This is a genomic window from Thiomicrorhabdus hydrogeniphila (assembly GCF_054656895.1).
Map to the genome: position 1 here is coordinate 2,784,471 of NZ_BAAHXL010000001.1, position 25,183 is coordinate 2,809,653.

At 37.2% G+C, this 25,183-nt stretch carries 18 protein-coding genes; 11 read left to right on the plus strand and 7 right to left on the minus strand.

The features are described 5' to 3' along the window. The first annotated feature begins 30 nt into the window (after window positions 1–30). Window positions 31–1,065, plus strand: a complete 1,035-nt coding sequence (locus tag ACYQ0E_RS12540) for a DUF3616 domain-containing protein (protein WP_460188563.1) — start codon at window positions 31–33, stop codon at window positions 1,063–1,065. 243 nt (window positions 1,066–1,308) lie between these two features. Beyond that, complete coding sequence (locus tag ACYQ0E_RS12545; RefSeq protein WP_460188564.1) at window positions 1,309–2,541, plus strand: TsoY family (seleno)protein; 1,233 nt, start codon at window positions 1,309–1,311, stop codon at window positions 2,539–2,541. 169 nt (window positions 2,542–2,710) lie between these two features. On the opposite strand, the gene ACYQ0E_RS12550 is transcribed toward ACYQ0E_RS12545, so the two are convergent. The 4 genes from ACYQ0E_RS12550 to ACYQ0E_RS12565 form a co-directional block, all read right to left on the minus strand. Continuing rightward, entirely contained in the window at window positions 2,711–3,409 is a 699-nt protein-coding gene (locus ACYQ0E_RS12550; RefSeq protein WP_460188565.1) for an MOSC domain-containing protein, read from the minus strand. Between the two features lie 156 nt (window positions 3,410–3,565). After that, window positions 3,566–4,333: a sulfite exporter TauE/SafE family protein gene (locus ACYQ0E_RS12555; RefSeq protein WP_460188566.1), complete on the minus strand. Its 768-nt coding sequence runs from the start codon at window positions 4,331–4,333 to the stop codon at window positions 3,566–3,568. Beyond that, window positions 4,334–5,431 (minus strand): tRNA (uridine(54)-C5)-methyltransferase TrmA, encoded by a 1,098-nt coding sequence (gene trmA, locus ACYQ0E_RS12560; RefSeq protein ID WP_460188567.1) that lies wholly within the window; start codon window positions 5,429–5,431, stop codon window positions 4,334–4,336. A gap of 161 nt (window positions 5,432–5,592) precedes the next feature. Next, on the minus strand, window positions 5,593–6,534 hold the full coding sequence (locus tag ACYQ0E_RS12565) for a hypothetical protein (protein WP_460188568.1): 942 nt from the start codon (window positions 6,532–6,534) through the stop codon (window positions 5,593–5,595). A gap of 250 nt (window positions 6,535–6,784) precedes the next feature. Here ACYQ0E_RS12565 and metH point away from each other — a divergent pair, with 250 nt between their 5' ends. Then, the gene (metH, locus tag ACYQ0E_RS12570; RefSeq protein ID WP_460188569.1) at window positions 6,785–10,495 is read left to right on the plus strand and encodes a methionine synthase; all 3,711 of its coding nucleotides are present in this window, start codon (window positions 6,785–6,787) and stop codon (window positions 10,493–10,495) included. Window positions 10,496–10,755: 260 nt separating this feature from the next. On the opposite strand, the gene ACYQ0E_RS12575 is transcribed toward metH, so the two are convergent. Both ACYQ0E_RS12575 and ACYQ0E_RS12580 read right to left on the minus strand, forming a co-directional pair. Next, the gene (locus ACYQ0E_RS12575; RefSeq protein WP_460188570.1) at window positions 10,756–12,894 is read right to left on the minus strand and encodes a putative bifunctional diguanylate cyclase/phosphodiesterase; all 2,139 of its coding nucleotides are present in this window, start codon (window positions 12,892–12,894) and stop codon (window positions 10,756–10,758) included. 6 nt (window positions 12,895–12,900) lie between these two features. Continuing rightward, window positions 12,901–13,587: a histidine phosphatase family protein gene (locus tag ACYQ0E_RS12580; protein ID WP_460188571.1), complete on the minus strand. Its 687-nt coding sequence runs from the start codon at window positions 13,585–13,587 to the stop codon at window positions 12,901–12,903. Between the two features lie 389 nt (window positions 13,588–13,976). Here ACYQ0E_RS12580 and ACYQ0E_RS12585 point away from each other — a divergent pair, with 389 nt between their 5' ends. From ACYQ0E_RS12585 to ACYQ0E_RS12595, 3 genes are all read left to right on the plus strand, one after another. Beyond that, on the plus strand, window positions 13,977–15,425 hold the full coding sequence (locus tag ACYQ0E_RS12585) for a sensor domain-containing diguanylate cyclase (protein ID WP_460188572.1): 1,449 nt from the start codon (window positions 13,977–13,979) through the stop codon (window positions 15,423–15,425). A gap of 878 nt (window positions 15,426–16,303) precedes the next feature. Further along, window positions 16,304–17,584 carry a type II toxin-antitoxin system HipA family toxin gene (locus ACYQ0E_RS12590; protein ID WP_460188573.1) on the plus strand — a complete coding sequence of 427 codons (1,281 nt, stop codon included), beginning with the start codon at window positions 16,304–16,306 and terminating at the stop codon, window positions 17,582–17,584. Window positions 17,585–17,595: 11 nt separating this feature from the next. Further along, window positions 17,596–17,943: a helix-turn-helix domain-containing protein gene (locus ACYQ0E_RS12595; RefSeq protein WP_460188574.1), complete on the plus strand. Its 348-nt coding sequence runs from the start codon at window positions 17,596–17,598 to the stop codon at window positions 17,941–17,943. Between the two features lie 87 nt (window positions 17,944–18,030). On the opposite strand, the gene ACYQ0E_RS12600 is transcribed toward ACYQ0E_RS12595, so the two are convergent. Continuing rightward, window positions 18,031–18,249 carry a YjfB family protein gene (locus ACYQ0E_RS12600; protein ID WP_460188575.1) on the minus strand — a complete coding sequence of 73 codons (219 nt, stop codon included), beginning with the start codon at window positions 18,247–18,249 and terminating at the stop codon, window positions 18,031–18,033. Window positions 18,250–18,492: 243 nt separating this feature from the next. Here ACYQ0E_RS12600 and ACYQ0E_RS12605 point away from each other — a divergent pair, with 243 nt between their 5' ends. The 5 genes from ACYQ0E_RS12605 (at window position 18,493) to ACYQ0E_RS12625 (ending at window position 25,180) form a co-directional block, all read left to right on the plus strand. After that, window positions 18,493–18,981, plus strand: coding sequence for a YeeE/YedE family protein (locus ACYQ0E_RS12605; protein ID WP_460188576.1), 489 nt, complete (start codon window positions 18,493–18,495; stop codon window positions 18,979–18,981). Window positions 18,982–19,056: 75 nt separating this feature from the next. Beyond that, window positions 19,057–19,569 (plus strand): DUF6691 family protein, encoded by a 513-nt coding sequence (locus tag ACYQ0E_RS12610; protein WP_460188577.1) that lies wholly within the window; start codon window positions 19,057–19,059, stop codon window positions 19,567–19,569. A 247-nt stretch (window positions 19,570–19,816) separates the two neighbouring features. Further along, the gene (typA, locus tag ACYQ0E_RS12615; protein WP_460188578.1) at window positions 19,817–21,640 is read left to right on the plus strand and encodes a translational GTPase TypA; all 1,824 of its coding nucleotides are present in this window, start codon (window positions 19,817–19,819) and stop codon (window positions 21,638–21,640) included. 391 nt (window positions 21,641–22,031) lie between these two features. Further along, on the plus strand, window positions 22,032–22,880 hold the full coding sequence (locus tag ACYQ0E_RS12620; protein WP_460188579.1) for a substrate-binding domain-containing protein: 849 nt from the start codon (window positions 22,032–22,034) through the stop codon (window positions 22,878–22,880). After that, a complete protein-coding gene (locus tag ACYQ0E_RS12625) occupies window positions 22,877–25,180 on the plus strand; it encodes an ATP-binding protein (RefSeq protein WP_460188580.1) in 2,304 nt (767 codons plus the stop codon). The genes ACYQ0E_RS12620 and ACYQ0E_RS12625 overlap by 4 nt, the downstream gene beginning before the upstream one ends. The last annotated feature ends 3 nt before the right edge of the window (window positions 25,181–25,183 follow it).

The following is a 25,183-nucleotide window of genomic DNA, read 5'->3' on the forward strand; positions in this document are numbered from 1 at the left end:
ACCTAGATTCGTCTTTTTTTGAGAGGTCAAATGCGTTTTTTTCACTCTATTTTTTTTATGCTTATTACGCTTTACAGTGGCTACACTTTTGCTGCCGTTCAAAAGGCTAAAATAGTTAACCAACCATTCACACTCTTACAAAACTTAGACATTGATAATCTCAATGTAAGTGGTATTGCATTTCTATATTCATTTATGGTCTTAGCCACCGATGAGGGTAATGAATTACAAATATTAAGCTCTTCTGGTAATAATTCTTGGCAAAATCATTCTTTAATTACATTAGGCAACCAATCTGTTGAGCTCGATATTGAAGCCCTTGCTTGGCAAGAACCTTATTTGTATGTTTTAGGTTCGCATAGTGCTAAGCGTAAAAAAATCAAGGACAATAAAAGCCAAAAAAGCAATATCAAACGCTTAGCTGAAACCAGTTTAGAACCTGCTAGACAGCAGTTATTTCGTATTGAGCTCGATTCAAATGCACAAGTAAAAAACATGGACGTTATGTCGCTAGAAGAAACGTTAAAATCACATTCAATATTAGCACCATTTATTGGCATACCGAGTAAAGAAAATGGCATTGATTTAGAAGGCTTAGCCATTGATGCTAAAGGCAGACTCTTAGTTGGTTTTAGAGGGCCTGTATTGCGTGGCAATATTGCTTCTGTGCTAAGAATCAAACTAGCTAAAAAAGGGTTTGAAGTTAAGTCATCTAAATTGCTGTTTTTACCAACAACAGGTACAGGCATACGAGGGTTAAGTGAAATGACCACTGACCAGGCCTCATTAAAAGAGTATCCATTCTTAGTTTTAACTGGCGCAATGGGAGATCAACCTTTAGCTTATCAAGTCAATATCTGGGATGGTAAGAATGCTTTGCCAGGTAAAGATATAAACAACTCTTTTACACTTTTATGCCAATTACCTGAATTGACAAACCTTCAAAAAGGCAAAGCGGAAGGCATTCAATTTCTTGGTCAAACAAACCATAAAATTGAATTTTTAATTGTCTTTGATGGCTTAAAAAATGGAAAACCAACGCATTTTGAGTGCAACATGCACTAATTTCTATATTTTTTATATTAAAAAATACGTATAGACTATCTGTCTACTGCCCCTATAAAACGGGGTTTTCTGCCCAATCCCAATCATACCCCTCCTTTTTATACGCATAAAAACGAACTTTTTTTCATTAAATGTAATAGAATTACATTTACAGCATTAGAAAACTCTTATATACTAGCCACACGTAATTAAATAAATTTATCGACAAACAAATTAAACTTATATCAAAAGGCGGACCATGCTATGAATTCTAAAAAATTTGAAATACTGCATATTCTCGCCGCACTCGGTGCGGCAGGAATGACGGCATCTTTTTTCTTTGCCATTAACTATATGACAGTACATCCAGGAAAGGCATTTGTTGATTTCAATACCTTATTAAATAATCATTTTGGCCATACCGATGCGCTTTCATTGTTTATTCAAACCTATCTTGTTGCGGCCGTTGCAGCAGCTACATTGCATTTTGTATTACTCATACGTTGGTTTAAAGGCTTTAATATTTACCGAAAAACGGCTGAATACCAACAGCTTATTAATAGTAACCGCGAAGTTCAGTTAATGGCAATTCCACTTACTTTAACCATGACAATGAACGTATTTTTTATTTTAGGCTCACTGTTTATACCAGGTTTGTTTGATGCGATTAACCTTTTTGGTTTGCAAATGCAGTTAATTGACCCTCTATTTATTATGGCTGGCGTCTACTTTTTTGCTGTGTTTGTATTGGCGTTAAAAATCTTTAGTAAATACTTTTTACGTCTGATTGATGGTGAATTGGACTTTATACAAAATGCAAACTTATCACAATTTTTAGCGTTATTTTCATTTGGAATGATTGGGGTTGGATTTGGTGCTTTAGGTTTTTCTAAAATACCTGAAATTGCACTTTTTGGTACCTCAATGGCCTATATTGTTATTGGTTTAACGGTCACGCTGTCTATTTTAAAATTTGTACTAGGATTCAAATCTATTTTTGAACACGGCATTAACACCAATGCCTCTGTTACCTTGCTTATTCCTGTTACGGTTATTGCCATGACTATTGTTGGTTTGTATCGTGCAGATATCGGAACTATGCACACTCTAAACTTAGATAGAAACACCACTTATCATCTTGTGTTATTTACTATCGGTGTTGGGGTTTCATTACTGGTTGGCCTTTTTGGTTTACAAGCCATGCGTAAAAAAGGTTTCTTTAAAGCATTAAATAACAATCAAACCGATGCAGGTGCATTGGCAATGGTTTGTCCAGGTTTTTCCTTAGAAGTGCAGATGGTACTATGGCTATCTATCGGAATGGTTCACAGCGGAATAGTTAATCACGGCAGTCTAAGCTACTTTATTTTATGGGTACCCATGATTGCTTTACAGTTAATGACGGTCTTATTATTCTTTAGACTACTAAAACAAAATAACTTTTTACGTTTTGATTTTATTCACTTAAGAGCTTTACAAAGACACTCATTTGCATAAAAATCTCAAGCCATACATCAAAAAGGCCAGCATTTTAGCTGGCCTTTTTACATTTAGAGAAATTTTCTCGAGCGAAGTGCGTGGATAAAATGCAATAAAACTGGCTTGCTTACGGCAGATAACTTAACTAACAGCTAGGTATTAGTTGTACAACAAAATCAGGTGAATTTTAGTGTTTTTTAACCCTGCCATGACTTTTGCTATGGTCACTATCTAATATTTTTTCTATCGCGGTACGCCATGCCATAGATAATGCGGGATGTTTTATAGCACCTTTTAGTATTTTTTTAGAACCTTTTTCAGCTGCATTATGACGAGCTAAAAATAAGTTTCTAATCGCTATTCTTGGAAACTTTTTATCTTGTTCATCATTACGAGTTAACCACCTAACGGGTTGTTTTTCTTGTAGCCAACCTTTACCCAAAACACGACAATAAAAACCAACATGACCGCTTTCACTGTACGCTTTTAAAAACTCACCCGGTTGCCATTTAGAATCTTGAGTAGCTTGCGCATCGAGCTTCCAACAAGGAGAACGGGGTTGCGTGACTTCAAGTAAAACCGAACCAATTTGAAAACGATCTCCCAAACAGACTTCGGATTCATCTACTTCACTTAGGGTGATGTTTTCACCCAAAAAGCCGAAAGGATGAGAAATTTCAAATCGCTGGTAAGCACTGCTTGGTAAAATTAATATCGCTTTATCTTTACCACCATGATTTTTAAGATCGGCTTGTTCATCACCTTCTAGACCAAGTTCATTTAACAAAACTTTATCTGTTACCGCCGTTTTATGCATACCAGTTAATGTGCCAGAACGCCAAGGTTGCTCTACACATTTACCCATATTTAGTGACAAAATTCGCATACAGATTCCTCAATCTTTAAAAGCAAATTAATCGGACTAACCCTCAGCTCACAAAATATAGTTGCCACAGGGCATAGCAGGCCTAGTATACCCTATGGCTATTACTGCGTTATAGCATAGGGTAAAACGCTATTTTACGGGTTTTTAACGCTCGTTTTATAAAATACCAGGCAGGTTTTTATACAGTATAAACGCTCCCATTAGTACTAAAAATACGGCAAAACCACGTTTTAAATGCTCTTGATTAATTTTATTACTGATTTTATGGCCTAACCAACCGCCGGCAATACCGATAATTGAGAATAAACCAATAATATTCCAGTCGACACTTAACTGTAACTCTTGTAAAACATGTAAATATTCAAAGAAACCAGCAAACGATTTAACCGCAATAATCACCAAACTGGTTCCTACTGCCAAACGCATAGATAAGCCGCCTAAGATAACAAGCGCTGGAATAATTAAAAATCCGCCACCAACACCAACAAGCCCCGTAATAGCCCCTACAACAAAACCGTCTATGGCAATTTTAAAAATAGCACGCTCTTTCTGTTCAGCTTGTTCATCTTCAAGTTTAACGGGCTTAAACATTAAGTAAGACGCGACTAACATAAGTGTGGCAAAAAATAACATTTGTGCTGCATCGCTTACATAATGTGCAAGCCAAGCACCAAATACCGCACCTGCCATACCTGGTAGACCAAAAATAACCACGGTACGCCACTTAACCATTTTTTGCCTGGCATAAGGAATGGCTGAGAAAATACTAATAATACCCACAATAATTAATGAGCTAGCAATAGCAACTTTGGTTTCTTGCCCTACAAGATACGTCAAAACGGGCACCGTTAAAATAGAGCCACCCGAACCTAAAAGGCCTAAGGTTAAACCAATAAATAAAGCGCCTATCCAAGCTAAAATCATCTATATTTCCTTTCTTTTTAAAAACACACCTGACTCAATATGATGAGTATACGGAAACTGGTCAAATAGTGCGGTTTCTATAATATCGTGGGTTTGTTGAATTGCGGCTAAATCAATAGCCAAAGTTTCTGGGTTACATGAGACATAAATAATATGTTCAAATTCAGTCACCATTTTTCGGGTTAAATCGTCTAAACCAGATCGGGGTGGATCTACAAAAATAGTTTGAAAGTCGTAGCTATTCAAATCAATGTCTTTCAATCTAAAAAATTCTTGGCCTTGTAAAGCCTGGCTAATCTCTTCGGCTGCCATTTTAATCACGGTTACGTTGGTAACGTGGTTAGCCGCAATATTGTATTGCGCCGATGCCACAGAGGTTTTTGATATTTCTGTGGCTAATACACGGTTGTAATGCTCACTTAACGCAATGGAAAAATGTCCATTTCCGCAATACAGTTCAATTAAGTCACCGGTAGCACCTTGTGATACTTTACGCGCCCAATGCAACATGTTTTGCGCCATTTTGGCATTAGGTTGAGTAAAACTATTTTCTATTTGCTGATAGGTAAACGTTTTGCCATCAACCTGCAATTGTTCCACTATAAAGTCTTGGTCTAATAAGACCTTTTCTTTACGCGCACGGCCAATAAGATGCGTAATAGACAAACTTTCTTTTAATACCTTGGCGGCATTTTGCCAGGCCTGGTCTTCTTTAATAGACTTACGATATATTAAGGTAACCAACATCTGCCCACTTAAGGTGGCTAAAAAATCTACTTGAAACAAACGTTCACGCAAAATGGGCTGCTTATAGATTTCGGCCATTAATTTTGGCATCAATTCCGCAATAGACTCTATGGCCATTGGGCACTCTTTAATTTTTACCTTCTCTTTCGTTTCCTGATTAAACATAATGTAATCAGACTCGTCCCCTTCGTGCCAAATTCTAAATTCGGCACGAGCACGATAATGTTTTGGGTTTGAGGCAAAGACGGTTTGCGGTTGAGCATGTGCCGTATCAGGAAGCATTTGATTAAAACGCATTACCTTATCGGCTAATTGGCTATCGTATTGTTCTGGAAAAACTTGGCAGAGCATAATTTTGGGCTTTAATTTGGTGTATTTTATAAAAGGCAATATTATAGTTGATTCATGACAGCTATATGAAATGTTGTTATTATGCCGTTTTTTATACCCCAAAACCTGTGTATAACCTGACTATATTTCTTGTTTTCATTAAAAATTAACATAATCACAAGTTAAAAATTGTAACCCACGCCTAAATTTAAAGTGGTCGAAGAGGCGCTCATATTGGCCGACTCTATATTAAATTTATATCCAGACAAATCCACATTAAGGTTATCCATATTCAATTCAGCGTAATTTACTGCCAAAGTAAAATAAAGACTCGGTTCAATGGTCATAAACCCAAGGTCTTTTTTAACGGTAATCGGCTGATAACGCATACCTAATTCATAAGAGAAGTAATCACCCGATATATTGGTTGATATGCGAAAAGTATCATTTTTAACATCTACACGCTGCGTTGCGTAACTTACCTCTCCGTAAATTGATGCTAATCTATTTAGACTTTTACCAAACATAATTTTAGGGCCAACTTTGTAACCTGTAAATTCTGTTTTAGATGCAAAAAAGTCTACTGACTGTGACGAGCCGCTTGGTAAAGTTGGATAACTTTCCGAAGGTTCACCGGTCGCATTACCCGTATTATCTATATAAGGTGTGGCAATACCAAAAGAAAGACCAATCCCAAAATAATCAAAAGGCCCACGTTTAAATACATCGTAGCCAAGCGTTATTTGTCCATCAAAACCTTGCCAGTCATAATCGGTATTAGGTAAATCAATAGAACCTCCACCCATAGTGCTTAAACTGTTGGTTTCGTTACTAAAGTTACCCGAACGATACGTGCTTAAACTGTAATTATAAAAGATATCGCTGTGTAAGAAATTGGCATGTTGTTCACGGTAAGTAAACACGTGTACCGATGAATCTACTTGGCTTTCAAGCCCAAATATTCCACCTTTTAAGCTCATGGTACCCGAACCGTTTTGTATTTCTGATGCTTGTGCCGATGGCATAACAAACATCGGCATAAAAATGATAAAAGTGGCTAATTTAAATAAAAAACAATTACGTCTAATGCTAAATAAGTGCGTTCGTAATTGTAAAAAAACCATTTCAAATCCGTTTGATACTTTTAAAGAGCGCAGATTATAAAAGCCAAAACCTACTTTTACCAATTAACTCTATATATCAAACGTGATAAGTAGATAAAATGTAAACAAACCAAAACCTTAGACCAATTCAACCTTGCCAATAGTAGGTGATTTTGTCATTGTTTTTATCATGCAAAATTTAGAGCTTAAACTCTAAATCAGGTAGAATAACCGATTAAATTATTTTTTAGCACGGCAAAACGGCACTTTTATGACAAATCGCACAGAACGTATTCAAACTCTTCGTAACCTACTGAAAGAACGCATCGTGATTCTTGATGGCGCAATGGGTACCATGATTCAAAACTTAAATCTAACAGAAGAAGATTTTCGTGGTGAGCGTTTTGCTGATTATCACATGGACATTAAAGGCAACAATGATCTTTTGGTGATTACCAAACCCGAGGTTATTCGTGATATTCACCTTTCATTTTTACGTAAGGGTGCCGACATTCTTGAAACCAATTCATTTAATGCCACTACCATCGCTCAAGCCGATTACGATATGCAAGCGCATGTAAGTGAAATTAACTTAGCCGCTGCCAAAATCGCGCGTCAGGCCTGTGATATTGCTGAAGCTGAAGATGGCAAACCGCGTTTTGTAACAGGAGTTTTAGGGCCAACAAACCGCACCGCTTCTATCTCGCCCGATGTAAATGACCCTGGTTTTCGCAATACCTCGTTTGATGAATTGGTCATCGCTTATAAACAAGCCACACACGCCCTTTTGGAAGGCGGTGTAGACACCATTCTGATTGAAACCATCTTTGATACGCTTAACGCCAAAGCCGCTATTTTTGCGGTAAAAGAAGTCGAAGACGAAGTCGGTTATGAAGTACCTATTCAACTTTCAGGAACAATCACTGACGCTTCTGGCCGTACTTTATCAGGTCAAACCACCGAAGCCTTTTATAATGCCGTTGTGCATGCAGAGCCGTTATCCGTTGGTTTAAACTGTGCTTTAGGGCCTGAAGAATTACGCCCTTATGTGCAAGAACTAAGCCGTGTGTCAGAAGTGTTTGTTTCTATTCACCCCAATGCAGGCCTGCCAAATGAATTTGGTGAATACGACGAAACCCCTGAACAAATGGCCGAGGAAATTGCCGTTTGGGCAAAACGTGGTTGGATCAATATTATTGGTGGTTGCTGCGGAACCACGCCAGACCACCTACAAGCTATGGCAGAAGCGGCTTTAGAACACCCTGCCCGCATTCTGCCTGATGTAAAAACTGCTTGTCGTTTGTCTGGTTTAGAACCGTTAAATATTGATGAAGAAACCTTATTTGTAAACGTGGGTGAGCGTAATAACGTAACTGGTTCAGCGTTGTTTAAACGCTTAATTATTGAAAACAACTACGACGACGCCATTAATATCGCCGTTAAACAAGTACAAGATGGCGCGCAAATAATTGACGTAAACATGGACGAAGGCATGCTTGATGCCAAAGCCTGTATGGTGCGTTTTTTAAACCTACTAGCTTCTGAGCCAGAAGCGTCTCGTGTACCGATTATGATTGACTCATCCAAGTTTGAAGTCATTGAAGCAGGTTTAAAATGCATTCAAGGTAAAGGCGTGGTGAACTCTATCTCACTTAAAGAAGGTGAAGAAGCGTTTATTCATCACGCTAAATTGGTTAAAAAATACGGTGCCGCGGCCATTATTATGGCGTTTGACGAAGACGGCCAAGCAGATACTTTAGAGCGTAAAATTCAAATTTGTAAACGCTCTTATGAGGTATTAACGCAAAAAGTAGGCTTTTTACCACAAGATATTATTTTTGACCCCAATATTTTTGCCGTTGCCACCGGTATTGAAGAACATAACAACTACGGTTTAGATTTTATAAACGCCGTAACTTGGATAAAAGCCAACTTACCACACGCCAAAATTTCAGGTGGCGTGTCAAACGTATCCTTCTCATTCCGTGGTAACAACCCTGTGCGCGAAGCTATTCACTCAGTATTTTTATACTATGCCATTAAAGAAGGCATGGACATGGGGATTGTAAATGCTGGGCAAATGGCGATTTACGATGACCTGCCAGAAAAGCTACGCATTGCGGTAGAAGACGTCATCATGAACAAAGACCCAGAAGCGGGTGAACGTTTATTAGAAATTGCTGAGGAATTCTTAGGTGATGGTTCAGCCGCCTCTAAAGCCACCGATTTAAGCTGGCGCGAAACCACCGTTGAAAAACGCCTAGAACACTCGTTAGTTAAAGGTATTACCGACTTTATTGAAGAAGATACCGAAGAAGCTTACCAAAAATTAGGTTCTGGCTTACACGTTATTGAAGGCCCATTAATGGACGGCATGAACGTAGTGGGCGACCTATTTGGTTCAGGCAAAATGTTCTTACCTCAAGTGGTTAAATCCGCCCGCGTAATGAAACGTGCTGTAGCGTATCTTGACCCTTATATTTTAGCCGCCAAAACCGAAGGGCAAGTAAACGGTAAAATTGTAATGGCCACCGTAAAAGGCGATGTGCACGATATTGGTAAAAACATTGTGGGCGTGGTTTTACAGTGTAATAACTTTGAGGTTATTGACCTTGGCGTTATGGTTCCTGCCGAGAAAATTTTAGATACCGCCGTAGAACAAGGCGCCAATGTCATCGGGCTTTCTGGTCTAATTACCCCATCGCTTGAAGAGATGGTTAATGTAGCCAAACTCATGAAAGAACGTGGTATGAATCTACCTCTTCTTATCGGTGGCGCCACCACCTCAAAAGCCCACACGGCGGTTAAGATTGAACCTCAATATGATCATCCTGTGGTTTATGTAAAAGACGCATCCCGTGCCGTGGGTGTGGCTCAAAGCTTAATCTCTAATGATTTAAAAGCTGGCTTTGCCGCTAAAATTCGTGAAGAATATGAAACCGTTCGTGAAGAGCGTAAAGCCCGAGCTAAAGAAGTACGCCGTATTCCAATTAACAAAGCCCGTGAAAATCCTTCTTTAACTGACCAGGCCTGGGAAAATTACACCCCAATTAAACCCACCTTTTTAGGCTCTAAAGTATTAGAAGATTTTCCATTAGAAAAACTCGTAGAACATTTTGACTGGTCACCATTCTTTCAAGCATGGGAACTACACGGCCTATATCCACGCATTTTAAACGATAAAGTCGTGGGCGAGGAAGCCAAAAAAGTCTTTGCTGACGCACAAGCCATGCTTAAACAAATTGTTGATGAAAAATGGTTAACCGCCAAAGCCGTTTACGGTTTTTATCCAGCAAACCGTGTGGGTGATGATATTGAAATCTATGCAGACGAAAGTCGTTCAGAAGTAGTTCACCGTTTCCACCATATTCGCCAACAGGCCGAGAAAAAACGTGGTGGTGCCAACAACTGCTTATCTGACTTTGTAACCTCAAAAGAATCTGGCGTAGCCGATTACATTGGTTTATTTGCCGTTACGGCAGGCATTGGTATTGATGAACATATTGAACGTTTTGAAGCCAATTATGACGACTACAGCTCCATAATGTTAAAAGCCCTGGCCGACCGTTTTGCCGAAGCTTTTGCCGAAACCCTGCATGAGATTGTGCGTAAAGAAGACTGGGGTTATGCCCCTGACGAAGCCTTAGAAAACGAAGATTTAATTAAAGAACGTTACCAAGGTATTCGCCCTGCCGCTGGTTACCCAGCTTGCCCAGATCACACCGAGAAAGGCATTATGTGGGAAATTCTAAAACCCGATGAAAAAATTGGTTTAGAGATTACCAGCAGTTTTGCCATGTTCCCTACTGCAGCAGTATCCGGTACCTACTTTGCTCATCCAGAATCTCGTTACTTTGGGGTAGGTTCAGTCGGTCGAGATCAAGTAGAAGACTACGCCCAACGTAAAGGCTGGTCAATCGAAAAAACCGAAACTTGGTTAGCACCAAACCTAGGATATGATCCAGAAGATTTTGCAAACTAAAGTCATTTGAACGTCTTAATACTAAAAAATCCTAAGAAAGATTTCTTAGGCTTTTTGCTTTATTAATAGACCTTTGTACGAGTGAGATGCGTGCAAAGGTCTCTATAAATATCAAAACAACGCAATCTCTGATTTACAATCGCGTAGGCCAATTTTACCAGGCCTGGTAAATAGTTAGATTTTTATAAAGGAAAACCCTTTCCCAAAAACCAATTAAACACGCGCTATTGATTTGACTACGCTTAAAAAATGGCTTGAACTCAGTGAATATTTTTTGCCCATTCAACGGCAGGAATAGGTTTGGCGTAGATAAATCCTTGGATAATTGGCTCACCAATTTTATTAACAATCTCAAGCTGGTCTTCTTCTTCCACACCTTCTACAACCACATCAAGACCAAAGGTTTTAGCTACTTCAAATATCGCTCGTACCATCTTCAAATCATCTTCATTTGAAGCAATCTCATTAATAAATAATTTATCTATCTTAATTTCCTGCACTGGCAATTTTTTCAAATACGCTAAAGAGGAATATCCTGTACCAAAGTCATCAATAGAAAACCTGATTCCATAGCGACGTAAGTAACGCATTTTCTCTATTACGGTCTCAAGATCTGCCATCAGTACACTTTCAGTGATTTCAATTGTTAATTTATGCGCATCGACACCAGTTTTATGAATCAAAGAATCAACATAGTCAATAAAACCAGGTTTGATAAAATGACGACCAGATATATTGACAGAGATATGTACTTTTTTTCCTTGAAGAGTTTGCTGCACAATAAATTCACAGGCTTTATTGAGCATCCAATTATCAATTTGTTCAATTAATTCAGATTTTTCAGCGATGCCAATAAAAACAGTAGGGGAAATAAAGCCTTTCTGCGGGTGAACCCAGCGAACTAAAGACTCTGCATAAAAAGTTGAACCTTTAGGATGAATCTGGCTTTGCAAATAAAATTCAAGCTCATTATTTTTAATGGCTTTTTCGAGGTCTTTTTCTACTTCAAATCTGTCATTGGCATTTTTTAATAATTCTTCATTAAAAATAACGGTTTGGCGTTGCCCCTTCTCTTTAGAGTTATGTAGGGCAATCATGCTATACCTCAATACTTCTAACGGGCTATCATCGTTAGCCAAAGGGTAAAGTGTTATACCAATATTAACGGTAATTTTTATGCGATGGTTAGAAATGAAAAAATATTCAGCCAAGTGCTCATGAAGTGATTCAGCAAGCGTATTAAGCTGTTTACACAAATCATCATTTTTAAACGAGGTGTAGGGAACTTTAACTGCAAATTCGTCTCCTCCCACTCGAAAACATTCAATATTAGGCAAGCTAAAACTTTGTAAACGCAAAGCGACAAGTTTTAACAGTTCATCACCAAACTCATAACCAATGCCATCATTAAACAATTTAAAACGGTTAACATTAATTTTAAGCAATATATTTTGTTTTTTAGAACGTTTTGATTCTTCAAGGTCTGCACTAACCACTTTAAGCAGTGTTGCACGATTAGGTAGTTTGGTCAGCATGTCTGAATAAGCTAACTCATAAATTTTGGTTTGTTCCTCTTGGTTCGTAATCAGCACCTCTCTAAATTTAAGCACTGCTTGAGCCAATTTTTTGATTTCACCAGAAGTGGTTGTTTCAATAAGTTTGGTTATCCGAGGTAACTCAGGCACACGTTTGCTATTTTGCGTTAAAACTGAGAGTGATGAGAGAATAACTCGATGATTTTCGGCGAGTTTACGTGCCGCCAAAACCGCCATAAACAAGGCAACTAAAGAAGACACTACCAACATAATATAAAGAAATTGAGTAGAATCTTTAAGCAATGCTTTAGATGAACTAAGCGTTTGATTTGTTCGTAAAGAGAGCTGTTCTGAAACTCTATAAGCGTTATACGAAAAATCAAAATAGGCTTTTTGGGCCGCGTTAATATAGCGATGTGCCGTGCTTGAATCAATAGCAATAATATCTGTTGCCATTATTGTAAAGTTTTTAAATTTAACAAAGCCCGCTTGCCATTGCGCTATAGATTCTAGACTATTCGCATCTTTTGACAAAAGGCCTTTTAAATCGACAAACTGCTTGTCTAAAACAGCTAATTCATCAATGATTTTCGTATGTTGAATATACAACTGCTCTTGAGACAAGGTTTGTTTATTTGCCGCGTCAATTAAGTTTTCAAGCCGTGTATGTAACTGTCCTGTTTCCTGAATAAAATTGATGATTGAGCTCATCAATTGAGCATTCTGCTCTATGTCAGCAAGATTACGTTGTTCAGTTCCAACAAAATGCGTGGTGCTGTAGAGGTAGACCAACCCCATAATGCCTAACCCTAAAAAAGCGGGCAATAAAAAAATCAAAAGAGATGAAATCTGTAGTTTACGCATAAGTTTTTAGTCGTGGGACTCTAAGTCACTCTCTTGATTACTTGTTTCAAGCGTACCAAGTAGTGAAGACCAATCTTGAGGCCTAATACTTCCCATGTATTCAAACTGATTAGCGCCTTTGGGTTTAAAAACAACAACCGTTCCTTCAACAGGGAAATACCCCATTAAATCCATTAGATTAGGTCCATGTGCCACTAAAACACGATTACTACCACCCGTAACTTGACGAGAAATCAGTTGGCGAGTCTTTTGAATAACAGGTTTTTTTTGCATACTGGTCATAGCCCCGGTGTACATAAGTAAGGGTTCTAACTTATATCGGCCAAAAATATTGAATGCCGAATTTTTAGCACGACACATAGGACTAGAGTAAATATCATTAACAGGTATCTCGGCCATACGAATATATTCACCAATTTTCTTGGTGATTGCACGCCCCTTATCATTTAAAGCTCTCTGCGTATTACAATCATTTAAATCAACACTTGGCACTCTATCTGGTCGTGAGTTATCGGTATTACCATGGCGTATATAAAGTACAAAACCGCCTTGTTTTAGTTGAGCAAACAACGTTGGTGTAGCGATTTTTTCATTAAACCCTTTTTCTGAAGCCGCATTACTAACAGAAATAACGATAAAATAACAAAACAGCACTTTAATAAACAAATGGTAGACAGGACTTTGTAAGGGCAAAATATACACCAGTATTTTAATTAGCAATAAATCGCTATTAAACCTTAAAACATTAGAGTTTTAAAGGTTATTTACCAAAAAAAATAATTAGTACAAATAGCTGTTTTAAATAATAATGCCAAATTACAGTAAAGGTACAAACATCGCCAACACTCCTCTTTTAACCGTTATTAAACATGTCACTTCACTAAAACAAAAAAAACGAAGCCTTAATTACCAGGCCTGGTAAATTCTACGTGTTAGAAAAACACTATTTTGGTTAACACATTCACGTCAAAATAAGCATTGATAAAACATTAACTTTTATAGGTTATTTTAAAGTAGAATAATTCATATTATTAAGAGACCTTACCTCTAATTTATACCAAGCCATAACACATAAGTTTTATATGAAACTCAATGCCAATCTTAAAATCGTTATTGTTATTACATCACTTCTTTTGGTGTTGTCGATCTCTATATCACTCATTAATTTTTTTGTTTCTCTCAGTGCAAAACAAACTGAGCTTGAAACCCGTTCTTTGCCTCTTTCGGTTCAAAATATTTATTCAGAAATCCAAAGTAATATTATTGAACCCAATTTAATATCATCCATGATGGCACACGATACTTTTGTAAACGATTGGCTTGTACATGAGGAAGAAAGTCATAAAAAAATTGAAGAATATTTAGCGGCCATTCAAAAAAAATATGGCATGTTTTTAACTTTTTTAGCCTCTGAAAAAACCCTTAATTATTACTCTCAAAAAGGGTTTATTGAAAAACTTAACCCTAAAAATCAAGATAACCAATGGTACTTTCGTTTTAAAAATTCTAACAAAAGCCATGAAATCAACTTAGATTACAACGATCAATTTAGCAACACGATGATTATGTTTATAAACCACAAAATAGTGGATAAAAACAACAAGTTATTAGGCTCAACAGGTATTGGCATGAAAATGTCATATATTGACGGTATTTTAAAAGAGTTTAGAGAAACCTATCAGTTTACGGTGTTTTTTATTAATAAAGATGGCAAGGTTGTTTTAAGTGAACGCAAAGAAAACCCTTTAACCGATATTAGTCAAATACCCAATTTAAGTGCCTTACGAAATGAAATTTTTAGCAACCAAAAAAAGGTTTTAGAATATACCTCTAATGGCAATCGCTATTTACTAAACAGTCAATATATTCCGGAGCTGGAATCTTACCTTCTGGTGCAAGCAAAACTAGCCGATTTTACAAAACAAGTTCGTCAAACGTTTTATATTAACCTGGCGTTTTCTATGTTAATTACTGTTATCGTAATTTTTGTTACTTTAATCACCGTGCATAGATTTAACCGTAAACTTGAGGTTTTGGCACAAAACGATAGCCTGACCCATTTAAAAAATAGACGCGCTTTTAACGATGCATTTACTCAATACTGGACTCTGGCAAAACGTAACAATACAGAAATGAGCTTAATCTTTTTTGATGTAGATAACTTTAAAGACATTAATGATAATCACGGACATCAAATAGGCGACAAAGTGTTAATTCGTATTGCTGAAATACTTAACACTTGTTTACGTGAAGCCGATATTAGCGCACGTTGGGGTGGCGAAGAATTTATTATCGGTTTAATGAATACCTCTTTAAACGATGCAAAAACGCTCTCTGAAAAATTGCGCCTTGAAATTGCACAAGATTCGATATTAATTAACTTAACTCAACAGCCCACAACTGTTAGTTTAGGCGTAACAGAGTGCCTAAAAGAAGACAGTGAAGATTCTATTTTTCACCGTCTTGATTCTGCCATGTACGAGGCTAAGCGTACGGGTAAAAACAAAACCGTTGGCAGCGATTCGCTCTAATAAATCAAATTTACTCTATGCTCACAATGTATATGTGAGCATAGAATTAAAAAATTCATAAAAACAAAGCTATCCTTTAATTTTAAGATTTAACTTTTCTTAGCTATTGAGAAGCCTTTTTGATATTTATATACCTTTAGGATTTGCTTTTAGGCTTCCCGTTACTATTTTTACTTGCCTAAAAATAGTAACCACAAAAAGGGCACCCCGCTCCATAAATCGGCAAGTTCTAAAACTCATTCACTGAAAACGCTGAACTCGCTCCGCAAGCTTCGCTCTAACAGCAGCGTTTTTTAATCGCTCACTTCGTTAAGAACTTTGCACAATTTATTACAAGGGGAATTTTGGCGATTGTGGTTGGCTTTGCAGAATAGAAACAGAACCTACCAGGCCTTGTAGATATCTCAGCCCAAAATATTCATAAAATAGAAATGCTGAATTAACGTAGAAAAAGCCTCCCCTCTGTAAGAAATCGCACTTTTACTTAGTGATGGATGCGATTAAAAGTTTGTGCTGTTTGAGCGTAGCGAGTTCACAAACTTCAGCAGACAAGCTTAGTAAAATCGGTTTCGTCAGCGGGGTGCCTTTTCTTTGCTTCCTTTCTTTGGGCAAGCAAAGAAAGGAAGGGGAGGCCTGATATGAAAACACCTGAAGAAATACAAAAATGAGAAAGGCTTCTCAACAGTCATCAGAAACTAATTAATCACTTAATGCAAACTACCAGGCCTGGTATACCCATAACTGACTATAGCTTTTAGGCATAGAATAAAAGGCTCATACCATTCAATCACTTAACCGATAACAAACTTCTTTATCAAAACAATAATAAAGTGTAATATATTACCTATTAATTAATATTAATTCTGTTTAGAGGTTATATGTTATCTGTTAATATTTATGGTAAAACGATTGGTTATTTGCATATTGAGAATCGATTGATTCAGTTTGAGTATGACCTTGCGTTTAAAAACAGTGGCATTGAGGTCTCGCCGTTTCTTCTCCCCTTATCTGAAAATAGTTTATCAAACCGCCCTTCTGACGATACTTTTAAAGGTTTGCCGGAATTTATTTCTGATGCTCTTCCCGACCGTTTTGGTAATCAGGTGATTAATTCGTATTTTGCCAAGCAAGGGGTGAGTGCGGCTCAAATTGATGTAGTACAACGATTGTCTTATGTGGGTAAAAAAGCGATTGGGGCATTGGAATTTGAGCCACAAGAGGCTTATTTAAATAATTACCAAGTGCCACTTGAGGTAAATAAATTAGTTCAAGATGCCCGAAACGCGATTAATGGTCGTATTGGTGAAGTCTCTAGCGAATTGATTTCTATTGGTTCTTCGGCTGGTGGTGCTCGCCCTAAAGCATTGATTGGTGCTACTCCGGATTTTAAAGAAATTATAGCTGGGCAATATGATGTGCCTGATGGTTTTGACCATTATTTAATTAAATTTGATGGTGTGGATGCCGACAGCATTGAGTGTGATCCGCAAGGCTACTCTAATATTGAATATGGCTATTTTTTAATGGCAAGAGAGTCTGGTATAGACATGATGGACTGTCATTTATTGGGTGAAGGTGAACGCCAGCATTTTGTAACAAAACGTTTTGATCGCAACAATAACCAAAAAATTCATGTGCAAACCTTGTGTGCGTTAACGGGTATTGATTTTAATGCCTTTCAATCTGGAAGTTATGCAGACTATTTTGCGGCAGTGATTAACTTGGGCTTGTCATTTAATGAGCAAAAAGAGGCCTTTAGACGCATGGTTTTTAACGTTTTGGCGGTAAACCGCGATGACCACACTAAAAACTTCTCTTTTAGTTTATCGCCGTCTGGCCGTTGGTCGTTAGCGCCTGCTTACGATATTACCCATGCTTACAATGAAATAAACCCAAATGCCTGGACTCGGGAGCATAATTTATTGATTAATGGCAAAGGCTTAAAGATTACGTTAAAAGACATGCTGATTGAATCATCCATTCTTTCATTAAGCAACACACAAAAGACCGAGATTGTTGAGAGGGTGATAGACAGTGTAAAAAAATGGCCGGATTTTGCCAAACTCGCCAGAGTGAAACCAGCCAAAATCAGCTCTATTAAACAGCATATTCATCACGCAATAGATGAACTTAAATTGTCTGACAAAGACAATCTTTAAAGGTATTTTTTATGAATACACACAGTAAACTCGGTGGTTTGCATTTACCCGGCAATAATATGCCTGTGGATGTCGCGTTAAAAAAACTCGGAGAGATGATTCGCTCAAAACGTTTGGATATGAATGTGACTCAAGCTGAAATTGCCGAACATACTGGGGTGAGTGAATCCGTGGTTAAACGTTTGGAGGCTGGCAAACCTGTATCGAGCGAAAACCTAACCAAAATCATGATGGCTTTAGCGCTTGTAAAAGATTTATTAAGCCTGTATGAAAAGCCTGAAATCAGCTTAAAAGAACGCTTTGAATTACAACAAAAGAAAGCCAAAACACAACGCCATCGTGCATCTAAAAAAGGATAAAAAGCCACAAAACATGCCAGGCCTGGAGCAAGCCCCATCCTCTCATATAGTTATATATGGTATAAAGTGCTCAAAATCTATTAACCATTAAGCGGTTGTATTGAGATTATTGCCTAGATTTTCTGGCAACCCTTGTGTGGTTGGCGTTATTTGCGGAATAGATTCGATTAAGGCTAAAGCGCTTTGTGTTTGATTGTCTATGGCTTTTTTAAACATACTAATACTCGCTTGCTGCTGCGAATTAACTTGTTGCTGTTCTATGGCTGCACTAACTAAACTGTTAGCTGAAACATGAGCGATATCCATATTTACTTCCTTTTAATACCTTTTTCATATTCAACTATAGCAGATTTTTATTTTTACCAGGCCTGGTATTCCCTGTTTACCCTTTAATATTAATAACCTAAGTCCATTAAAAACAAAAAAGGGATAAATTTTACTTTTAAGCCATAAGACTTATTTATTGACCTAGTAAAAACCCTGTTTTGACTCAATTCTTAAAAGATTTAACAATAAGATTATATTTAAGGTTTCTAAGGGTTAAAGGTTATGGAAATTTCAGTTTGGTCTGGCTGGTTAGCAGGTCTAGCGATTGGCTTATTTGTAATTGTGCATTTTTGGTTAGTGGGAAAGCCAGCCGGCTGCTCAACAGGTTATGGCAACGTGTGCGGTTATATTTGTAAAAATATGAGCTACTATCAAGAAGGCGAATATCGCCACAAAAACAATACTAAGCTTTGGTTTTTAATTGGTATACCAATTGGTGGTTTTTTAAGTGCTATGAGTTCACCCGAACCTTGGCATTTTAGTTTTGATATGGGCATGTATGACGCAATCCTACCTTCTTCAGATGCGGCCAAAGCGATTTGGCTAATTTTTGGTGGCATGTTATTAGGTTTTGGTGCGCGTCTAGCGGGTGCTTGCACCACTGGCCACGCTTTAGTAGGTGGTGCCATGTTAAACCCACCTAGCCTTTTGGCTGGCGCGGTATTTTTTATGAGCGCTTTTGTTACTACTCGACTGTTATTTGGAACCTAGTGATAATTAAGTGGTGCGATGCTTTAAGTCACCATACTCAATTGCAAAACACATTGAACAAGAAGAATTTTATTTATGAAAACACATAATTTACCCTTATTAAAAAGCATTAAACTCACACTGATTTCGTTTGGATATGCTTACCGAGCCAATATTATTGGCTTATTTATGGGAATCACTTTTGGTTTTTTAATGAGTCATGCCGGGGCAACCACTTTTGATTACCATGCCAAAATGTTTTTATTTATTGATATGCAATTAATGAAAGTCATTGGCACCGCTGTAGTGGTGGCTATTGTAGGAGTTTATCTTTTAAAGAAATATCAAGTTAAAGCACTCACCACCGGCATGGAAGTGGATTTTGTTAAAAAGCCTTATCAACAAGGCTTAATTGCAGGTGCATTTTTATTTGGTATTGGTTGGGCTATGACTGCGGCCTGCCCTGGAACGGTACCCGCCATGATGGGGGAAGGTAAAGTCAGTGCCATATTTATTTTTATTGGATTACTGCTTGGCACCATGGCCTTTGGTGTATTGCAAAGCTTTATAGCCCATAATGGCCGTTACTCTGATGCATTTAAAGACTAAATAGAACCTAAAACAAAACCTAATATGACCTAAATTAGGTTTTGTATCAATCTAAAAAAACCTTCTAAAGCATCGATTTCTTTATGGTTTTTTTCGTCCAAACATTTCGTTTACGCAATAAAAATCATCAATAATCTATAAATTCCTTTTAATTTCATTATAATACCTTCTTTTTCAAATCCTTAGCGGTCAATAAGTCAGTAATAACACTGCAAATTTACCCCTACCCCTAGATAGAGAGCGAGCCATGAAAACGGATCACATTCGCAATATTGCAATTATTGCCCACGTTGACCACGGTAAAACCACCCTGGTTGACCAATTACTTCAACAGTCTGGAACATTTGACGATGTACGTAGAGACTTGGGCGACCGTGTCATGGACTCAAATGACTTAGAAAAGGAACGTGGAATTACCATCCTTTCTAAAAACACCGCTGTAAACTGGAACGGTTACCGTATTAACATCGTTGATACTCCAGGCCACGCCGACTTTGGTGGTGAAGTAGAACGTATTCTATCTATGGTTGACTCTGTATTATTATTGGTTGATTCTGTGGAAGGGCCAATGCCTCAAACACGTTTTGTAACAGAAAAAGCACTTGCTCAGGGTTTAAAGCCGATTGTTGTTATTAACAAAATTGACCGTCCTGGAGCACGTCCTGACTGGGTACTTGATCAAACATTTGATCTTTTTGACCGTTTAGGTGCAACCGATGAACAAATGGATTTTGAAGTCATTTACGCTTCTGGCTTAAATGGTTTTGCAGGTTTTGACGAAGATATTCGTGAAGGCGATATGCAACCTGTATTCCAAACGATTGTGGATAAAGTAGCTGCTCCTGACGTTGATATTGCTGGCCCTTTCCAACTTCAGTGTATCTCGCTTGATTACGATAACTACAAAGGTATTATTGGTACTGGGCGTATTAAACGTGGTGCCGCTCAAGTAGGTATGCAAGTAGTCATTGTTGATGCCGAAGGCAAACAACGTAAAGGTAAGATTGGTGAAATCTTTGGTTATATGGGACTTGAACGTATTAACGTTGAAGAAGCACATGCCGGTGATATCGTTGCATTCTCTGGTATTGATCCATTAAATATTTCTGATACTTTATGTGATCCTAACCATCCTGAAGCGTTAACACCGTTAACGGTTGATGAGCCTACAGTAAGTATGTCTTTCCAAGTTAACAACTCGCCATTTGTTGGTCAAGACGGTAAATTATTAACGTCTCGTCAAATTCGTGAACGTTTAGACAAAGAATTATTAACTAACGTTGCTTTACGTGTTGAAGACACCGAAGATGCTAACAAGTTCCGTGTTTCTGGTCGTGGTGAACTTCACCTTTCAGTATTGATTGAAACCATGCGTCGTGAAGGTTTTGAGATGGGTATTTCTCGTCCAGAAGTTATCTTCCGCGAAGTAGATGGTGAAACTCAAGAACCTTACGAAAACTTAACCGTTGATGTTCCAGAAGCCGCTCAAGGTACAATCATGGAAGGTTTAGGACTACGTAAAGCAGAAATGCAAGACATGGTTCCAGATGGACACGGTCGTGTACGTATTGACTTCATTATTCCATCACGTGGATTAATTGGTTACCGTACTGAGTTCATGACAGCGACTCAGGGTGAAGGTTTAATATTCTCAAGTTTCTCTCACTACGGACCTAAGTTCTCTGGCACATTAGCTGAAAGAACACGTGGTGTATTAGTGTCAATGGAAACGGGTAAAGCCTTAGCATTCTCACTATTTAACTTGCAAGAACGTGGTCGTTTATATGTTGGTCACGGTGAAGAAATTTATGAAGGTATGATTATTGGTTTACACAGTCGTGCAAATGACTTAACCGTTAACCCAATTAAAGGTAAGCAGTTAACAAATATGCGTGCATCTGGTACAGATGAAGCCTTAACGTTAACTCCGCCAATTCGATTCTCTCTTGAGCAAGCGCTTGAGTTCATTGATGATGATGAATTAGTTGAAGTAACACCTTTAAATGTTCGTATTCGTAAAAAATTACTAACCGAAAACGAACGTAAGCGTGCAGGACGTTCAAAACTATAATGTATTGATTGTTATAGATACATTCAGTTTTACTAAATCAGCCCCAGTTATTGGGGCTTTTTTTTATTTAAAAAAAAACATAAACTTACTTTAATCGTGGGCTTTGCACGAGACAATTCATGATTAAAAACGGCTAAATCTCACCTGATTTTTGTTAAATAACTGACTAATAGCTGGTGATTATCTGCAGTATTCGTTGCAAGCAGGCAAATTTTATTGCCTTCTTCCCACCCCCCACAATCGTTCAAAGACTTCAGAATAAAACAACCTCTATCACTTTTAATCTATTTAATAAAAGCCTTAATAGCAAAACTGCCATCCCATTATAGGTTGGTGATAAAATGTAAAAAATAAAAATGATTTATCACAATCTACTAAGGATAGCTAAACCATGATTCGCAAGGTAATTTACTTAGCTTTTGCAACATTATTAATTGGCTGTTCTTCTTCTGAATCTCCCGTACAAAAACAAGCAGATTTAATCATCTACAGTGGCATTACAATGGTGCGTCCTTTAAATGTTTTAGTGACAGAATTTGAGAAAAAGAATAATGTAACCATTGAACTCAAACAAGGTGCAACAGGCTATCTATACAACACAATTCGATCTGAACGTACTGGTGATATCTTCTTTCCCGGATCCGACTCTTACCGATTAAACGAACAAACCAATGGCATTCTTAAAGAACATGTTTTTGTAGGTTATAACCGTTTGGCCATTGTTACCCAAAAAGGCAACCCTAAACATTTAAGCAATGACATACACCAGTTAGCCAACCCTAAATATTCTGTTGTACTTTCTGCACCCGACTCAAGTGCTGTAGGGCAAGTTGCCAAAAAAGCCCTCGATAAGATGGGAATTACCCATACGGTTTATGATAACGTCACTTACTTTACAACTGATTCTCACCGCATATTTACCGCTATTCGCAAAAGAGATGCAGATATAGCATTAAACTGGTACGCAACCACTAAATGGCCCGAAACCAAAGACTATATGGATGCGATTGCCCTACCCGAAAATGTAAGCAAACCCAAAACATTAGAATTAAATCTGCTCTCTTTTTCACACAACCCGACATTGGCCAAACAGTTTATGAAGTTTGCTAGCTCAAAACATGGTTTAGAGGTATTTGCTGAATATGGTTTTTTAACACCATCTGAACTAAAACAAGCCATTAAAAATTTAGACTCTACCGATGCGCTAAGCAATAACAAAACAAAAGTAGAAACAAAATGAATAGCGCTAAACCTTCTGGCTTAAATCACACACCTAGAAATTTATTTTTATTACTACTCATTTTTATAGTTGGGATAGGTTCTCAGTTTATTTTAAATCTCAGTATTTCCAATTTTATTTCTGAACTAGACCGCAAAGTTCAGAACTCTGAAGTCGAAAATTTACTTGGCCAAGAAATTATTTTGGAAATTCATAAAATTGAGTCTGATTTTTTTCAAATGGCGGCTTTTCCAAACACACATTTAAGAAAAATTATTGTTAGAGATATTCAGGAACAGCAAACTAAAATAACAGAAGCATTAACCATATTAAATGAAGGTGGTATTTATAAACACCGTATAGATTTAAACCTTCCCAATACTGAAAAGCAGTTTGAAGTATTAGCTTATAAACCAGAAATTCTTGGTAAATTTGCATTTTCACGCGCAGATATTTTACCTAAATTTACCATTATTAACACCAAGATAAACGCCCTAACAGACCGTTTAAATACGATTGACGCATTAAGAAAATCTAATTCACCACAGCTATCAAATGCCATTACAGACTTAAAACTACAAATAAAATTTATAAAGCCTCTGTTTGTACGAATTAAAGAAGATGCAAACCATATATTCTACAAAAATAAAATCAATTTTGAACAAACGCGTAAAGAGGTGGCTGAAAAGAAAGATTTTTACCAAAACCTACAGATTCTTCTTACCTTATCTGTGCTTTTATTAGGTTTTATAGCCTTTTACAAACTCAGTCAAAATATTAGAAAAACCACACAACAGATACAAACCAACCAAGATTACACCCAAGATATTCTGGATTCGCAGTCCAATATTATTATTGTGAATGATGGCGTAAATATTATTGACGTAAGTGGTGGATTTTTTAAATATTTCTCAGATTATTCTTCTTTAGATGCGTTTGCAAATGACTATGCGTGCATTTGTGACTTGTTTATAAAAGAACCCGGTTTAGTCTATAAGTTTGAGGATAAAAACTGGATTGAATACCTTATCAATAATCCAGAAACAATCCATAAAGTTAAAATTGATTACAAGGGTAAAGTCACTACATTTCAGATATATGCGATTAAATCTGAGAAATATCATCGATATATTATTTCAATGTTTGATATCTCTGAAAATGAATATATTCAAAAAATACTACTTGAACAAAAAGATAAAGCACTTGAGGCCACACAAGCTAAAGGCGCCTTTTTAGCCAATATGTCACATGAAATTCGTACACCTTTAAATGCGATATTAGGCTTTATTGGTTTACTGAAAGATAAACATCACGATGAAGAGTCCACTAAATACTTAAATACTATTGATAACTCTAGCCACTCTTTATTAGGCATTATTAATGATATTTTAGATTTTAGTAAAATTGAAAGCGGTAAATTAGATATTGACCCTGTTGTGTTTAACCCAAGAAAAGAGTTTGCTTCTACCGCCGACTTATTTCGTGCACGCTGTAGTGAAAAAAACCTGACGTTTCTTATTGAACTCACCGACAACTTACCTTCTGGTTTAAAAAGCGATATTTTGCGCATCAAGCAGGTGTTAACAAACTTAATATCCAACGCCATTAAGTTTACAGAATCCAATAAAACCATCTCATTGCACATAGACTATATCGACAATCATTTACATTGTTACGTTAAAGACCAGGGTATTGGTATTTCACCTCAAGCACAAAAACATATTTTTGAAGCCTTTTCACAAGCTGAAGCCTCAACCACTCGTAAATATGGTGGTACAGGGCTTGGTCTTGCTATCAGTTCAAAATTAGTGCAAATGCTCGGTGGAGAATTACAAATTAAATCCGCTTTAGGAAAAGGCAGCTGTTTCTTCTTTAATATTCCTGTTGAAACCATTGAGATTAAAGAAAAACCAACTCAACAATCTTTAAGTGCAAAAGATTTTAGTGGCCATATATTACTGGTGGAAGATAACAAAACCAATCAACTTCTTATGAGTGCTATTTTAACTAAACAAGGCATCACATTTGATTTAGCTGAAGATGGATACCAAGCCATTAACGCCATTGAAAATGCCCATTATGATTTAGTGCTAATGGATGAAAATATGCCAAATTTAAACGGTATTGAAGCCACTAAAAAAATTCGTCAACGTGAAAAACAGCAAAACCTACCACGCTTACCGATTATTGCATTAACGGCCAATGCTATGAGCGGCGATACACAGCGTTTTATTGAATCTGGAATGGACAAACACTTAACTAAGCCGCTAAACATACCCAAACTTTTAGCCGTGTTTAATGAATATCTTCAGCCCAAATAAAAA